16 protein-coding genes are annotated in these 14698 nt (G+C 73.5%); 11 read left to right on the top strand and 5 right to left on the bottom strand.

Annotation, left to right across the window (positions count from 1 at the left end; genetic code table 11):
• Positions 1-580: 580 nt before the first annotated feature.
• The gene (locus GA0070617_RS30775) at positions 581-1120 is read left to right on the top strand and encodes an RBBP9/YdeN family alpha/beta hydrolase (protein ID WP_175440633.1); all 540 of its coding nucleotides are present in this window, start codon (positions 581-583) and stop codon (positions 1118-1120) included.
• A 27-nt stretch (positions 1121-1147) separates the two neighbouring features.
• Here the strand turns inward: GA0070617_RS30775 and GA0070617_RS23555 are convergent, their stop codons facing one another.
• From GA0070617_RS23555 to GA0070617_RS23545, 3 genes are all read right to left on the bottom strand, one after another.
• Positions 1148-1999, bottom strand: coding sequence for a hypothetical protein (locus tag GA0070617_RS23555; protein ID WP_091442732.1), 852 nt, complete (start codon positions 1997-1999; stop codon positions 1148-1150).
• Positions 1996-3327, bottom strand: a complete 1332-nt coding sequence (locus tag GA0070617_RS23550) for a WxL protein peptidoglycan domain-containing protein (protein ID WP_217628871.1) — start codon at positions 3325-3327, stop codon at positions 1996-1998. Before GA0070617_RS23550 ends, GA0070617_RS23555 begins: the two co-directional genes overlap by 4 nt.
• Positions 3328-3417: 90 nt before the next feature.
• Positions 3418-4923, bottom strand: coding sequence for an HtaA domain-containing protein (locus GA0070617_RS23545; RefSeq protein WP_091447169.1), 1506 nt, complete (start codon positions 4921-4923; stop codon positions 3418-3420).
• A 202-nt stretch (positions 4924-5125) separates the two neighbouring features.
• Between GA0070617_RS23545 and GA0070617_RS23540 the strand changes: the two genes are divergently transcribed.
• The 7 genes from GA0070617_RS23540 to GA0070617_RS23510 are packed head-to-tail and all read left to right on the top strand — an operon-like array spanning position 5126 to position 10736.
• A complete protein-coding gene (locus GA0070617_RS23540) occupies positions 5126-6019 on the top strand; it encodes a hypothetical protein (RefSeq protein WP_229688513.1) in 894 nt (297 codons plus the stop codon).
• Positions 6016-7056, top strand: a complete 1041-nt coding sequence (locus GA0070617_RS23535; RefSeq protein WP_229688512.1) for a heme/hemin ABC transporter substrate-binding protein — start codon at positions 6016-6018, stop codon at positions 7054-7056. The genes GA0070617_RS23540 and GA0070617_RS23535 overlap by 4 nt, the downstream gene beginning before the upstream one ends.
• A complete protein-coding gene (locus GA0070617_RS23530; protein WP_229688511.1) occupies positions 7053-8231 on the top strand; it encodes a FecCD family ABC transporter permease in 1179 nt (392 codons plus the stop codon). The genes GA0070617_RS23535 and GA0070617_RS23530 overlap by 4 nt, the downstream gene beginning before the upstream one ends.
• Positions 8228-9097: a heme ABC transporter ATP-binding protein gene (locus GA0070617_RS31790; RefSeq protein ID WP_091442724.1), complete on the top strand. Its 870-nt coding sequence runs from the start codon at positions 8228-8230 to the stop codon at positions 9095-9097. Before GA0070617_RS23530 ends, GA0070617_RS31790 begins: the two co-directional genes overlap by 4 nt.
• On the top strand, positions 9094-9819 hold the full coding sequence (locus tag GA0070617_RS31785) for a biliverdin-producing heme oxygenase (RefSeq protein WP_091442720.1): 726 nt from the start codon (positions 9094-9096) through the stop codon (positions 9817-9819). Before GA0070617_RS31790 ends, GA0070617_RS31785 begins: the two co-directional genes overlap by 4 nt.
• Positions 9816-10142, top strand: a complete 327-nt coding sequence (locus tag GA0070617_RS23515) for a DUF2470 domain-containing protein (RefSeq protein ID WP_229688510.1) — start codon at positions 9816-9818, stop codon at positions 10140-10142. The genes GA0070617_RS31785 and GA0070617_RS23515 overlap by 4 nt, the downstream gene beginning before the upstream one ends.
• 33 nt (positions 10143-10175) lie before the next feature.
• Positions 10176-10736, top strand: a complete 561-nt coding sequence (locus GA0070617_RS23510; protein ID WP_091442717.1) for a hypothetical protein — start codon at positions 10176-10178, stop codon at positions 10734-10736.
• 34 nt (positions 10737-10770) lie between these two features.
• On the opposite strand, the gene GA0070617_RS23505 is transcribed toward GA0070617_RS23510, so the two are convergent.
• A complete protein-coding gene (locus tag GA0070617_RS23505) occupies positions 10771-11892 on the bottom strand; it encodes a helix-turn-helix domain-containing protein (RefSeq protein ID WP_175440632.1) in 1122 nt (373 codons plus the stop codon).
• A 109-nt stretch (positions 11893-12001) separates the two neighbouring features.
• Here GA0070617_RS23505 and GA0070617_RS23500 point away from each other — a divergent pair, with 109 nt between their 5' ends.
• Positions 12002-12517, top strand: a complete 516-nt coding sequence (locus tag GA0070617_RS23500; protein WP_091442711.1) for a DinB family protein — start codon at positions 12002-12004, stop codon at positions 12515-12517.
• A gap of 335 nt (positions 12518-12852) precedes the next feature.
• On the opposite strand, the gene GA0070617_RS23495 is transcribed toward GA0070617_RS23500, so the two are convergent.
• Positions 12853-13107 carry a GntR family transcriptional regulator gene (locus GA0070617_RS23495; protein WP_091442706.1) on the bottom strand — a complete coding sequence of 85 codons (255 nt, stop codon included), beginning with the start codon at positions 13105-13107 and terminating at the stop codon, positions 12853-12855.
• 513 nt (positions 13108-13620) lie between these two features.
• On the opposite strand from GA0070617_RS23495, the gene GA0070617_RS31780 reads away from it, so the two are divergent.
• Positions 13621-13965: a hypothetical protein gene (locus tag GA0070617_RS31780; protein WP_373868383.1), complete on the top strand. Its 345-nt coding sequence runs from the start codon at positions 13621-13623 to the stop codon at positions 13963-13965.
• A 101-nt stretch (positions 13966-14066) separates the two neighbouring features.
• Positions 14067-14684, top strand: coding sequence for a hypothetical protein (locus tag GA0070617_RS23480; protein WP_139135746.1), 618 nt, complete (start codon positions 14067-14069; stop codon positions 14682-14684).
• The last annotated feature ends 14 nt before the right edge of the window (positions 14685-14698 follow it).

Here is a 14698-nt window from a genome sequence, read left to right as displayed (position 1 = left end):
CCGGTTTGCCGGCTCGTACGGCCGGAAACCACACCCACCATGGGTACGGGGGAGGTACGGTTTCGGCGCTCCCGCTGGCGGGTGGTGGCGTACACGCTCGTCGGTGGGCTGGCCCTGATGAAGAGGGAGCCCCGGAGGGGCCGTTTGCTGCCAAGCCACGCTGCCTGCCGCAGACGCCTCGCCGGCCCCCAAAAACCGGCAAATGGCCGCAACCCACTCCTCTTCCCGACCGGCCCCACCGACTCGCGCGCCCCCGTCACCGCCGAGGCGGGCCGGCGAAGTGAATCTTGGACACTTACCGTTCTATTTGGACGGTAAGTGTCCAAGATCTACACCTGGGCCGGGTGTGGAGAGAGGGGGGCGGCCGGTGGGGAGCGGTGGGGTGGGATCTGCGCGCCTCGGCTGTGGGAGGGGCCACGTCACCCTGTCTGCGCCGCAGGCTTGCGAACAGGGCGGGTCTTTCGGCCAGATCTTGGCAGTGGCAGTGGCAGTGGCAGTGGCAGTGGCGGGTCCAGCACGTCGACCGGACCGGACCGTACAGGCTGAGCCGCCCGGCCAGCCGGCCATTATCCTTTTCCGAGTGACACGGCTTCTGCTCGTACCCGGGCGGGGTGTTCCGCTGCCCGGACACTGGTCGCGGCGGTGGGCGGCGGCGGACCCGCTTTACCGGTGGGCGCCGGAGCCACCCGGCCCGCCGTACCGGGCCGACGAGCGGGTCGCGGCGCTGCAGGCGGCGGTGGCCGCCGACGACGAGCCGGCCATCCTGGTGGCGCACAGCGCCGGCTGTCTCACCGTGGCGCTGTGGGCCGGCCGGCACACCGGTCCGGTGCGGGCGGCCCTGCTGGTCACCCCGCCGTACCTCGACCCGGGCTGGGTGCCGGGTCCGGACGACGACGTCATCGTCGGCGAGGTGCCCCGGGTGCCACTGCCGTTCCGGTCCATCCTGGTGGCCAGCCGCAACGACCCGCACGCCACCTTCGCGGAGTCCGGTGCCTACGCCCGGCAGTGGGGTGCCGAGCTGTACGACGCCGGCGAGGCCGGCCACCTCGACACGGCCAGCGGGTACGGTCCGTGGCCGGCCGGCGAACAGCTGGTCGACCGGCTCCTTACCGACCGGTGAGGGTGAGCCCGTGATCGGTGCCGGCGCTCACCGCTGTGCTTTGCCGCGTCGGCGTCGGATCGCCGTGACCAGCAGGGCCGACGCCAGGCCGGGCACCGCGAGCAGGCCCCACGGCCGGCGGTCGGTCCGCACGGTGAAGGCGAGTGGCCGACCGGGCGGCTCGATCCGGCCGTGCAGTTCGTACCGGCCGAGGCCGGTGACGTCCACCGGCACGGTGAACGAGTAGTTCCGGCTCTGCCCGGCGGCCAGCGTGCCCAGCGGCGGTGCGGCCACGATCTCCTCGACCCGGCCGGGCGGCCCGACCAGCAGGGACAGCGGTGGATCCAGCACGTCGACCGGACCCGGATTTCGCAGGGTGAGCTGCACGGTCACCTTCCCGGGTAGGCCGAACCAGCCGCCCACCCCGCGTCGGTCCACGGCGTGCAGTCCGGTCAGGACCAGCTCCGGGGGGTCGGGCTCGGCCCCGACGGCCGGCGCGGTGACGCCGGTCAACGGCAGCGTGACGTCGACAGCGGTGCCGCCGGTCGGGGTCCGTACCCGCAGCAGACAGGGGCAGGCCACCGGCGGTACGGCGAGCCGTACCGGCAGCGTCGCCGTACCGTCGGGCGGCACCGGGGCGTGGGTGGCGTCGGCGGTGGCGCAGTCGAGGGCACCCCGACGGGCCGCGTTGCCACAGACCTCGATCTGCACCGTGCCGGCCGGCCAACCGGTGAGTCGGACGAGCACCTGCGCCCCGGCCCTGACCGGCCCGGCAGGCAGCCCCACCTCCGGCCCGGCCTTGGGCGTCGGGGTCAGCGCGCCCGACGGGGCGGGGGGCGTCGGGACGAGCGCCGCGCCGGCCAGCAACACGGCCGTGGCGGCGAACCACGACCGACTCACGCCGGCCCGGTCGCGGCAGTCGGCCCGGAACCGTCCGTGCGGGCCGGGGTGCCGGCGACAGCGTCCGGCTCGGGCGGGGAGCCGGCGGTGTCCCCGGTACGGGCCGGGGTGCCGGGGACAGCGTCCGGTTCGGGCGGGGAGCCGGCGGTGTCCCCGGTACGGGCCGGGGTGCCGGGGACAGCGTCCGGTTCGGGCGGGGAGCCGGCGGTGTCCCCGGTACGGGCCGGGGTGCCGGTCGCGCGGCGGTGCCGCCAGTGGCGTACGCCGAACCAGCCGGCGGCTGTGGCGAACAGGGCGAGTGGTAGCCACGGTGGTGCCCAGAGGCCGGCGGAGCGGCGTACCGGCGGCAGCGCGGTGTCCACGGTGGTGGGCGCGAGGTCGACCTCGGCGCGCAGGCGCACCGCGGGCGGTACCCCGGTGATCCGCTCGGTGACGGTGAAGACGGCATCGGGCAGCAGTTCGGGCAGGTCGACCGGGCTGGTCCGGGCCAGTTCCCAGCCGAGGGGACCGGCGACGGTGACCGCCCCGGTCCCGGCGGTACGCACGTTGCCGCTGTTGCGCAGCCGGTAGCTGATTACCAGCTCGCCGCCGCCCACCGGGTTGACCGGGTTGTCGTAGGCGACGGTGACCTGCTCGATGGTGACGGCGGGGCGTACCTCGCCGGTGACCCGCAGGTAGACCCGGGCGGCCAGGCGCTGGTCGACCAGGACCCGTTGGCCGTCGGCGGTGGTCCGGGTCTGGGCGAGGGCACCGATCACCCCGCCGGCGTGGTCGCCGGGGGTGGCGTTGGCCGGCACGGTCAACGTGAACGGGATGTCGGCCCGTTCGCCGGGGTCGATGGTCCACCGGCGTCGGTCGAAGCTGACCCAGGAGCCGACGCCGGTGGCCGGCTGGTCCGCCGGGAGCAGGGCGAATGCCCCGTCGGTGGTGGTGTACGCGTCGGTGCCGTACACCTCGAAGGTGAGCGGGCGGTCGCTCAGGTTGCTGACGCCCACGTGGTCGCCGACGGTGCTGCCCGGCGCGAGGTCGTAGATGAAGTAGTTGCGGCCGGTCGGTCCCTTGGCGCTGGACGGCTGGACCGCCCACCGGGTCACGCCCGCCGCGGCGGTGGGTGCCGGCGTGCCGGTGCCGCCGGGGCCGGGTGAGGGTGCGGCCAGGACGGCGACGTCCGGAGCAACGGCGGTCAGGGCGGCGGCGGGCGGGGCCGCCGGGGCAGGCGCGGCCAGCGCGGTGGCGGCCGGAGCAACGGCGGTCAGGGGTGGAGCCGTCGCGAGCAGCGCGGCCACGATCGGGGCGCCGGCCCGGGACAGGGCGGTGACGAGGGACATTTCCGGCTCCCGGAGAGGTACGGCAGAACAGCGAGCGGGCCGGTGGGGCGGGGTGGCGAGCGCCCGCCCCACCGGTGACCCGCTACCGGTTCAGGAGAGGGTCAGGGTGAGGGTGGCGGCGTACTCGCCCGCCGGGGCCGATGCCGGCACCCCGAGGTTGAGCTGGGCACCACAGGTGAAGGTGCCGTTGCTCGCCCCGGTGGCCGAGACGCAGAGCGAGCGCGCCGAGCCGAGCCCGGCACCGGGCGCGGCAGCCGCGCCCGGGGTGACCACCCCGGGGGTACCGCTCAACGGGTCGTCGACGGCGGTCGCGCTCGGTACCCAGCCGAGGTTGTCCGCGGCGATGCTGCCGCCACCGGCGGAGGCGAAGTCGGAGACCTGGCCGACCAGGCTCCACCCGGCGTTGGTGCCGCGCAGGTCGGCGACCGTGGCGGCGTTGAGCGCCCCGCTGGCCACCGCGCCGTTGCTGACCGCCGGCAGGGCCACGGTGTCACCGGCCACGCCGAGGGTCAGTGGGCCGCCGGTGACGGTGGCGGTGATCCGCTGGTCGGCATCCCCACCGCCACCCGGTGAGCCGGTACCGGTGAAGGTGACCGGGGTGAAGGTGTCCTGACTGCGGTCGGCCGAGCCCCGGGCGGCGAAGGTGATCACGTAGCACTGCACGGCCGTGCAGTCGACCCGGTCGCCGTTGCGGTCGGTGTAGACGGCGCTGATCGGCAGGGTGGTGTGGAACGTGCCGTCGGCGTTCAGCCGGTCCCGCGCCTCGGTCGGCTCGTTGGTCCGGTTCACCCACTTGGTGACCTGGAGGACCCCGGAGTTGGTCCAGTGTTCGTCGACCTTCGGTCCGAAGGAGACGTAGATGCCCGCCCCGTTGTTGGCGTCCGGGTCGAAGCCGCTGCCCCGTACGGTGATGGTCGCCCCGGCCGGGTCCAGCCCGCTGTCCGGGGTGACGTCGACCGCCGCGCCGGCGACCGGTGGCTCGTCGTCGCCGGTGCTGGCCGTGAACGACACCGGATCCAGGGACTCGCCGGCGGCGTAGAAGCCGTTGAACGCGGTGGCCCCCTCGGCGGTCAGGGTCGCGGCCAGGTTGCTGCCGGTGACCGTACCGGTGCCGGTGGGGCTGCCGGTGAGGGTGGCGATGGTGGCCTGCCGGACGGACACCGGCTCGGCCGCCGTGGTGGCCAGGTCGACGTCGGCCTTCAGGGTGGCGGCCCCGCCGGAGACCGCCACCGTCGGGTTGGCCAGGGTGATGGTGAACATGTGCGCCGGGTACGAGAAGACGACCGTGCCGCCGTACCGCGCGGTGGTGTCCCCGGTGGCGGGGTCGTGGGTGCCGTCCTGGAGCGGGAAGGTGAACGTCCCGTCGGTGCCGACGGTGGCGCCGTTGCTCACCGCGATCGGCGGGTTGCCGTTGCCGGTCTTCACGTAGGCCCGGAACGAGGCCTTGAAACCCCAGGTCAAGCTGCCGGTGGTGAGGTCGGCGGGGGCTGCCGAGGCGGGGCTGGCGGCCACGAGTGCGGCCGACGCGCCGAGGACGGCGACCGCCGCCCACCGAGTCGACCGGCGCCAGACGGTACCGGCTCTGAATCGGACCATGCTCATCCCTTCGTGGTGCGTACTACGGACAGTGGCTAAGGTAAGGCAAACCTAACTTCACGGCATTGGGCCGACGGGCTGAAGATCTTGATCCGAAGAACCTCTTGTGAGCAGCGAGCTTCTAACTTAGGTTAGGCAAACCTTAGTAGCGGTCGGTGTGGGTGCCGGCCGGATTCGTCATGGGAGGAGTCGGGTGCGAGCGATGCGTCGCGTCATCCTGACCGCAGCGTTGACTACTCTGAGTGTTCTTGTGGGCGCGGCGCCCGCGCAGGCCGGTACCGCTCGCGGCACCGAGGGGCAGACCCTCACCGCCACGCCGAGCACCGGCATCGCCCGGACCGGCACCACCGTCACCGTCACCGGCAGCGGGTACGACGTCGACAAGGGCGTCTACGTCGCGTTCTGTGTGGACAACGGGGCCGGAAAGGTGCCCAGCCCGTGCGGTGGCGGGGCCGACACCACCGGCAGCCTCGGCGCCTCGCACTGGATCTCGTCCAACCCGCCCTCCTACGCCGAGGGGCTGACCGAGCCGTACGGGGCGGGCGGGACGTTCCGGGTCACGCTCAAGGTCACCCCCGCCATCGGCGACGTCGACTGCACCACCCGCCGCTGCGTGGTGGCCACCCGCGCCGACCACACCCGACCGGCCGACCGCTCGCAGGACGTCCGGGTACCGGTCACCTTCGCCGCCGCCCCGACCCGCAGCAGTGCCCCGGCGGCCGGCCCCGCCCCGTCCACCAGCTCGGGCACCAGCGGCGGTAACGGCACCAGCAGCGGCTCCGGCTCCGGCTCCGGCGATGGTGCCGGCGGCAGCGGTGTGGACGGTGCGGGTGCCGCCGGGACCACCCCGACCGCCGCCGGGGCCACGCCGACCGCCGCCGGGCCGAGCGGTGCCGGCGCCACACCGGACCACCCCGCCGGTACGCCCACCGGGCCGGTCGCCCCGAACGCCACCGACCCCGACCAGGTGCAGGTCACCCGGGTCAGTACGGCCACCGAGGTGAACAGCTGGTGGCTCGCGGCGGTGGTCGTACCCGTGTTGGTGGTCGTGGCCCTGGTCGGGGCGCGCCGCCGCCGACGGCGGGTGACCCGGTGATCCGGCGCGCGGTGGTGGTGCTCGCGGTGCTGCTGGTGGGCTTGGTGGCTGGCTGCGCCAACCCCACCGGGTCACCTGCCGGCGGTGCCGGCTCCGGGGCCGCGCCGACAGCCGACTGCGGTCCGGTCACCGCCGCCCTCACCGACCCCGACGTCACGCCGCTCGACCCGGCACCCACCCCGCTGCTGCCGGCCACCGTCACCTCGGCCGACGGACGCACCGTGACGGTCACCGACGTCGGCCGGATCCTGCCGGTCAACCTGTACGGTTCGATCGCCGAACTCGTCTTCAGCCTCGGCCTCGGCGGCAACGTCGTCGGGCGGGACACCTCCACCACCTTCCCGGCCGCGGCCGGCCTGCCCGTGGTGACCCCGGCCGGGCACGACCTGGCCGCCGAGGCGGTACTCGCCCTGAACCCGACGGTGGTGTTGGCCGACCGCAGCATCGGGCCACCCGAGGTGCTCAACCAGTTGCGCGCGGCCGGCATCCCGGTGGTGCTGATCGAGGCGGAGCAGACCCTGGCCGCCGTACCGGCGCACATCCGCGCGGTGGCGGCGGCGCTCGGCGTGACCACGGCCGGCGAGCGGCTCGTCACCCGGGTCGAGGCGGAGCTCGCCGAGGCGGCGCGGAGCGTGCCGGCGGGAGCGCCCGCGCCCCGGATCGCCTTCCTCTACCTGCGCGGCACCGCCGGGGTCTACCTGATCGGCGGGAAGGGGGCCGGCTCCGACGCGATGATCGTGGCGGCCGGTGGGGTGGACGCCGGCAGCGCCGTCGGGCTGGCGAAGTTCCGTCCGTTGACAAGCGAGGGGCTGATCAACGCGGCCCCGGACGTGATCCTGGTGATGAGCAGCGGGCTGGCCTCCGTCGGTGGGGTCGACGGGCTGCTGAAGCTGCCCGGCGTCGGGCAGACCCCCGCCGGCCAGCACCGTCGGATCGTCGACGTCGACGACGGGGTCCTGCTCGCCTTCGGTACCCGCTCCGGCCGGGTCGTCCAGGCCCTGGCCCGCGCGGTGCACTCCTGCCGGCCGGCGTCGTGACCAGCACCACACCCCGCGCCACGGACGCCGCGGGCCGTGCCGACGCCGCGGGCCGTGCCGACGCCGCGGGCCGTACCGACGCCGCTGCCGCCCGCGCCGCCGCCGTGGACGTCACCGCGCCCGCTGCCGCCGGGGGAGGGCGGCCCCGCGCCGGCCGGTTGCTGCTGGTCGGACTCGTCGTCGCCCTGGCCGTGGCCGCCCTGGTCGCCGCCGGCCGGGGACAGGTCCCGATCTCCCCGGCCGAGGTGCTCGGCTCGATCCTGCACCGGCTCGGACTGGAGGTGGGGTCGCTGCCGGCCGCGCCGCAGGGGGAGAACGCGCTCTGGCTCGTCCGCTTCCCCCGGGTGGTGCTGGCCGCCGTGGTCGGTGCCGCGCTCGGCTGCGCGGGTGCCGTCATGCAGGGCGTCTTCGGCAACCCGCTGGCCGAACCCGGCGTCATCGGGGTCTCCGCCGGGGCGGCCGTCGGCGCGGCCCTGGCCCTCGTCACCGGGGTCACCGTCCTCGGTGGCTGGACCGTGCCGGCCGCCGCGTTCGCCGGTGGCCTGACCACCACCTACCTGGTGTATCTGCTGGCCCGTTCGGACGGCCGGACCGAGGTGGTGACCCTGGTGCTCACCGGCGTCGCGGTCAACGCCGTCGCCGGTGCGGCCATCGGCCTGCTGATGTTCGTCACCGACGACGCCGGGGTGCAGGCCATCGCCTTCTGGAACCTGGGCAGCCTCGCCCAGGCCAACTGGTCGGCGGTCACCCTGGCCGCACCCTGCCTGGCCGTCGGCCTGGCCGCCGCCCTGCTCGACGCCCGCCGGCTCGACCTGCTCGCCCTCGGTGAACGCTCCGCCCGGCACCTCGGCGTCGACACCGAACGCCTGCGGATCCGGATGATCGTGGTCACCGCGCTGCTCGGTGCCGCCGCCGTCGCGTTCACCGGCATCATCAGCTTCATCGGACTGGTGGTGCCGCACCTGGTCCGGATGGTCGCCGGCCCCGGGCACCGGGTGCTCCTGCCGGCCAGCGCGCTCGGCGGCGCGATCGTGGTGATCGTCGCCGACCTGGCCGCCCGTACCCTCGTCGAACACCAGGAACTCCCGCTCGGGGTGCTCACCGCCGTGGTCGGCGGACCGGCGTTCTTCTGGCTGCTGCGGCGTACCCGGGACCGGGCCGGAGGATGGCGATGACCGCGCACCTCGGCCGCCGCCTGGGCCTGGTGGGCCGACGCCCGGCGCGGCCGGCCCCCGGCCCGGTGCCCGCCGGCAGCACCCGGATCCGGGCCACCGGGCTGCGGGTGGAACGCGCCGGCCGCCCGGTGCTGGACCGGGTCGACCTGGCGGTCCGCGCCGGTGAACTGCACGCCCTGGTCGGCCCGAACGGGGCCGGGAAGTCCACCCTGCTGGCCGCGATCAGTGGTGACCTGCCGGTGACGGCCGGCGCGATCGAGGTGGACGGCCGCCCGCAGGCCGACTGGTCGCCTGTCGACCTGGCGATGCGGCGGGCCGTGTTGACCCAGCGGAGCACGTTGAGCTTCCCGTTCACCGTCGAGGAGGTGGTACGCATGGGACGGGCACCCTGGGCCGGCCGACCGGAGGAGGCAGATGACGACGTCGTGGTGGCCGAGACCATGCGCCGCTGCGACATCACCCGGTTCGCCGCCCGCCCGTACCCGTCGCTCTCCGGTGGCGAACAGGCCCGCGCCGCGCTGGCCCGGGTGCTTGCCCAGCGGACCGGCGTGCTGCTGCTCGACGAGCCGACCGCCGCTCTCGACCTGCGCCACCAGGAGTTGGTGCTGCGGATCGCCCGCGACCGTGCCGACGCCGGGGACGCCGTCGTGGTGGTGCTGCACGACCTGGCGCTGGCCGCCGCCTACGCCGACCTGGTCACCCTGCTCGCCGCCGGCCGGACCGTCGCCACCGGCCCGCCGGCCACGGTGCTCACCGCGCCGCTGCTCAGCGAGGTCTACCAGCACGAGATCGAGATCGTGCCACACCCCGACACCCACCTGCCGTTGATCGTCCCCCGCCGGCCCCACCCCTTGGAGAAACAATGAGTACGCCCGACGTCCCGTTCTCGGCCCGGCTGCGCGCGGCCAGCCAGCAGGCGCACTCCGACGCCGAGTCCCAGCGGTACGTCGCCGCGCTGGTCGCCGGGGACCTCGACCTGGCCGCCTACACCGACCTGGTCGTGCAACACCACACCATCTACGCCGCGCTGGAGTCCGTCGGCGACCGGCTGCGGGACGACCCGCTGGCAGGTGGTTTCGTCGACGAGGCGCTGCTCCGGCTGCCCGCCCTCGAAGCCGACCTGGCGCACCTGCTCGGCGAGGACTGGCCCGACCGGGCCGTGCCCACCCTGGCCGCCGCCGGGTACGCCGCGCGGATCCGGGCGGTCTGCGCCGACTCGCCCGAGCGGTTCATCGCCCACCACTACACCCGGTACCTCGGTGACCTCTCCGGCGGCCTCCACATCGGACGATCGGTGGCCCGTAGGTACGGCCTGAGCGACGATTTCGGGGTAGCGTTCTACCGGTTCGACGGGATTCCCCGGCCGAAGGTGTACAAGGACGCCTACCGGGCCCGGCTGGACGCGTTGCCGCTGAGCGAGCCCGCCGAGGCCGCCCTGCTGGAGGAGGTGCTCGTGGCGTACCGGCACAACACGGCCGTCTTCGCCGACCTGGCCCGGCACGTACCGACCGAGACTGCTGCCGGCTCCGGTGGTGCTGCCGGCGTGGCTGGTTCCGCTGCTGGCGGGGGCGCGGGGGTGGCGGCGTGAGCGCGGTCGACGGCGTGGTCCCGCCGACGTTCGGACCCGAGGTCGTCGCCGGGGTCAGCCGGCACATGAACGACGACCACGCCGAGGACACCCTGCTCATCGCCCGTACCCTCGGCGGCTGCCCGCACGCGACCCGGGCGCGCACCACCGGCCTGGACGCCGACGGGATGGACTTCGCGGTCACCGTGGACGACATCGAGGTGCCGGTCCGGATCCAGTTCGCCCGCCGGCTCACCGAACGCGCCGAGATCCGCCACGAGGTGGTCCGGATGTACCGGGAGGCCTGCGCCCGCCTCGGTCTGGAGCCCCGCCCAGCCGACTGACCGTCCACCGTGGGCCCAGACTAGGCTCAGCCGGTGGCGACAGACGAGATGGTCATCGACCTCGACGAGCGGGACAACCGGCCGGTCGAGACGACACAGCAGGCGGCGTCACGACGGCGTGGGAACGGCCGGCTGGTCGCTGCCTCAGCCGTCGGCGCGCTGGTCGGTGGCCTCCTCGTCGCCGCCGGGCACTTCGTCTACGACCAGCAACAACAGGCCGGCACGGTCACCTTCGCCGCGATGCCCGAGGCCATTCAGGAGAGCGCGCTTGAGCCGGGCATCGCCACGGTGGAGACGTCCTTCGCCGTGGTCAACGCCGGCCCCGAGCCGATCACCGTCCGGGCGGCCACCGCGACCCGCCCCGGCATCGAGCTGCGCACCTTCGACGGGCCGGTCACCGTCGAGCCGAACAGGAGCCAGTCCCTTCCGATCCGGCTGACGTTCCGCTGCGCGGAGCTCGGCGACCCCGTGCCGCTGGCCGTCTCCTTCTCCGTCGGCAGCGCCGACGGTCAGGTCCACGCCGTCGAGCGGACGATCCCCCTGGCCGACGAGGTCTGGTACCTGTTCGCCCAGAACCTGTGCCGCTACGGCTAGACCGACGGCACCTCCTCTATGACCCTCAAACGGGTCAGGTCCCCTCGGGCAGCTCGCGGAGACCTGTCTCGGCCTGGTCGGTCAGGCTGCGGGTCCGGGTCGCCCTGCCGATGGTCAGGGCGCGTTCGTACGCCTGCCGCGCGGCGTCCAGCTCACGCAGGGCGGTCAGCCCCGCCGCCAGGTGCAGCAGGTACGGCCCGGTCCACGCCGCCCCGACCGTCTCCGCCGGTAACCTGGCCAGCCCGGCCGCCAACAACTCGACGGCCGGCTCGTCCCGACCGAGTAACCGGTGGGCGAGCCCGGTCTGCATGCTCAGGTAGGCGGGGGAGTGGAAGTAGAGCCACGGTGGCTCCCGGTCGGGCTCCGCCCGTGCCGCGTCGAGCAGATCCCGGGCGCGGTCGAGCAGGTCGACGGTCGCCTCGGCCTGCCCCGCGAGCGCGTGCCCCCGGGCCTGCTGTTGGGCGGCGACGGCGCGTACTCCCGGGGTGGTCGGCTGGCGCAGCGCGGCGGCGGAGAGGTCGATCAGCGGGCCGGGACGCCGGGCTGCCCAGGCCAGGTGGCCGCGCAGGCTCAACACCGTCGCCACCATGTCGGTACTGCCCGCCTCGGCACCCCAGTCCAGAGCGGTGCGGTACCAGCCGGCGGCCAGCGCGGCACGATCGCCTGCCGCATGCAGCCACCCGGCGAACTGCGCCCACTGCGCCGCCACGTCGAGCAGCCTCGGCCGGAGCGCGCCGTTGGTCTCCCGTACCAGAGCGGTCACCAGGTCGAGCTGGCTGCGGACCGTCGGCAGCACCGCCCCGGCACCGAGCGAGTCCTCCAGGCGACGATGGGCGGCGAGCAGCCCGGCCAGTTCGTCCACGGTGGCCGGATCGACCCGACGGGGATGCCTGACGGCGTACGAGATCCGCTCGTCCTCGGGCGGTGCCACGGCGACCAGCGCGGCGAGCGCGCCCTCGGCGTGCAGCGCCGCGTCCAGCCGGGCCGCCACGTCGACCGCCGGTCGGGTACGCCCGGTCTCCAGTTGATGCAGGAGGCTCTTGCCGTGGTGGACGAGCGCGGCGAGTCCCCGCAGCGACAGGCCGGCCTGCTGCCGCCGACGTCGTAGCTCGTCCGGGAAACGCGGATCCACGATCGTCTGGTTGGTCGAAGCCACAGTCACCACCTCCCTCGTCTAGCCGAATGTACGCGAGAGGTGACCGTGTGTCATTTTCCAGCATCGCGTGGCCCTCGGGAACGGGCGGATTCGACTAGGGTCCTCGGGTATGGGGAACCCGACGGAGCCGTTCACGCTGGACCCGCACGCCACCCTCGACGCCGACGAGCGGACCCAGCTGCTGGCCTTCCTGGACACCCACCGTCGCCTGCTCAACCAGTGTCTCGACGGGCTCACCGAGGAGGAGGCCCGGCGAAGGCTGGTGCCGTCGCGGACCACCCTGCTCGGGCTGGTCAAGCACGCCACCTACGTGGAACGGGTCTGGTTCACCGAGGCGGTCACCGGCACCCCACGTCAGCAGCTCGGCCTACCGCCGAAGGTCGAGGACTCGTTCGTCCTGGCCGAGACCGACACCATCGTCTCGATCCGCGACGCCCACCGGGAAGCCTGCCGGGACTCGGCGCGGGTGCTCGCCGGGCTCGCCCTGGACGACGTGGCCACCGGGCACCGGTTCGGCGCGATGACGGTCCGCTGGATCCTGCTGCACCTCCTGCGGGAGCTGGCCCAGCACTGCGGGCACGCCGACATCCTGCGCGAACAGATCGTGGCCGCCCGCCGTAGCTGACCCACACAGGGCGCGGGCGCAGTCGTGGTCGCCGGTCTGGTGGCCCTCGCCACGACCAGCATCTTCACCGCCGCCAGCCTGCACCGGCTGCTCAAGTAGACAGACGGTCGCGACACCCCGCCCTGTTACCGCAGGGCGGGGCACTTCCGGTGCCCGTCCGCCGGCTGCCCTGAAGTGAATCTTGGACACTTACCGTCCTATTTCGACGGTAAGTGTCCAAGATTCACTTCCCGCCCTGGTTTGGGGAGAGGGGGGGTGCTGTTGCTGCGGGCGGTCACCGTGGACTCGCGTTGATGCGCGAGGCCGGGTGGCGACGCGTGCCGTCGTCGAGGTGGCTAGTTTCCCCTGGTCTCGCCCTGGCGGTGTTCGGTGACGTAGGTGCCGCGCTGGGGCATGGTCATGACCAACCCGCGCTCCCGCAACAAGGCGATGGCCGCTCGGACCGTGCCGCGCGCCACGCCGTACTCCTGCTGTAGTCGAAGCTCGCTCGGTAGCGGCTTGAGCGGCTGCAGTTCGCCCGAGTCGATGCGCTTGGTGATCAGGTCGGCGAGCTGCACGTACAGGGGCGTCGGCGAGAACTGATCGACCATCAGGTCAACCTACGGACGACCAACAGGCCTCGATCATCAGGTAGGTCCTAGACCTACTAGACAAGTAGTACCTCCTAGACTTGTGGGACCAGACGGTTTACCGTTTGGAGGAGCCCTAAAGCAATCAGGGGGGTCACATGCGTACGTTGCGGGCGATTCTTCGGGTCCTACGTCGGCTGCTGGGCGCCTGGAGGTGACCGTGATCCTGGACCGAGCCGGCCCCGCCACGGCCTACCCGGATCGAACCGGTGCCTGGGCCTCGACGGCGAACTCCCTGACCTCGAAGGGCCTGTCTGACCAGCCGCTCGGCAGGCTGGCGGCCGTCCGGGACGGCGCGTCGGGCGTTCGGTGCGAGGGGCCGTCCCTGGTGCAGGAAGCCTGGTACTGCCTGGACGTCCATCGCCGGTACGGGCGCTGCGAGGAGTGCCCCGAAAACGGCGACTGCTCGGCGGTGGAGGTTGCGCGGGCCCGGATCAGGCAGTGGCGCAGGCTCCGGTACCTGCGGGGCAGACGGTGAGTCAGCCCCTGCCGAAGGCCGGTGACCTGGTGCAGGTGACCAGGGCGGCCAGCGTGCAGTTCACCAAGCCGATCATGTGCCGGGTCATCCGGGTGCTCGACTGGATCACGTACGACGGGTGGTGTTGGCTCGACGTGTACCAGCTCGACGACCAGGGAGACGCGGTGCTCCGCAGGTCTATCTTCGTACGACCGGCCGGGCTACGGATCCAACGCGCCACGCCGACTCCCCGCCAGCCGAGGCGCCCGAACACCAGGCCGAATGCTCACCCTGATCCGTACTCGAGAGTGTCACCAACCCCAGAACGCCGGCCGACGCACAGTCCGGCGCGGCGGACGTGACGGTACGTTCCCCGAACCCTGCCGCTGACATCGGCGCTGCCAGGGGTGGGCGGGCGATGCTACGTTCACGCCAACCGTCGCCGTCGCCCGTGGAGTTCGCCGTGCAGCAGAGGTACGTTCGCGTCCTGGCCGTCATCGGACTGTTGATGTGCGTCGCCGTGGTCGGCGCTGTCGGTGGCACATACCTCGCCGACCGCACGGCGTCGTCGTCGACCGACCCGTCCGCCAGCAGCAGCGCCGACCCCACCAGGGCCGGCACCGACTCCACCCCGGCCGGTCCGGTCGCCGATTCCCCCGAGCCGTCGGAGCCGGCCGAACCGTCCGCGTCGCCGCAGAAACCGACGGACCGCACGTACGCCATCGACCGGAAGGTCTACGACGAGCTGTCCCTCACCGTGACGCTGGTCAGCGCCGAGGTCACCGACGGCAAGCTGCGGCTGAACCTCAGGTACCGCAACGACGCGCTGCTGCCATGGCCGCTGACCTGCCCGACCGCCGAGGTCGACCGGACCTCGTCGCGCATCGTCCTGTCGGATGGCCGGACCGTGTACCCGGAGCGCTCTTGGTGTGCGACGACCCGGCCCGGGGAGTCCATCACCCTCGCTCCCGGAGAGCAGTCGGACACCTGGGCGGTCTTTCCTGAGGTACCGGAAGCCGGTTCGTCCTTCTCCCTGCACTGGTACGACTTCCCCGAGTTGGACGACATCCGTCTCCGCTGACCCCGCAGCTCGAT

The sequence above is a fragment of the Micromonospora yangpuensis genome, from assembly GCF_900091615.1.
In the GTDB taxonomy this organism is placed as follows: domain Bacteria; phylum Actinomycetota; class Actinomycetes; order Mycobacteriales; family Micromonosporaceae; genus Micromonospora; species Micromonospora yangpuensis.
The sequence above is the reverse complement of the archived record's forward strand: the minus strand, read 5'-3'. Positions and strand labels throughout refer to the sequence as shown.

Bases quoted from the DNA above. Each gene is read 5' to 3' on its own strand.
- GA0070617_RS23540 (WP_229688513.1), top strand. From the start codon at position 5,126: ATGCGTCGCGTCATCCTGACCGCAGCGTTGACTACTCTGAGTGTTCTT.
- GA0070617_RS23545 (WP_091447169.1), bottom strand. From the start codon at position 4,923: ATGGTCCGATTCAGAGCCGGTACCGTCTGGCGCCGGTCGACTCGGTGG.
- GA0070617_RS31790 (WP_091442724.1), top strand. From the start codon at position 8,228: ATGACCGCGCACCTCGGCCGCCGCCTGGGCCTGGTGGGCCGACGCCCG.
- GA0070617_RS23495 (WP_091442706.1), bottom strand. From the start codon at position 13,107: ATGGTCGATCAGTTCTCGCCGACGCCCCTGTACGTGCAGCTCGCCGAC.
- GA0070617_RS31785 (WP_091442720.1), top strand. From the start codon at position 9,094: ATGAGTACGCCCGACGTCCCGTTCTCGGCCCGGCTGCGCGCGGCCAGC.
- GA0070617_RS23500 (WP_091442711.1), top strand. From the start codon at position 12,002: ATGGGGAACCCGACGGAGCCGTTCACGCTGGACCCGCACGCCACCCTC.
- GA0070617_RS23550 (WP_217628871.1), bottom strand. From the start codon at position 3,327: ATGTCCCTCGTCACCGCCCTGTCCCGGGCCGGCGCCCCGATCGTGGCC.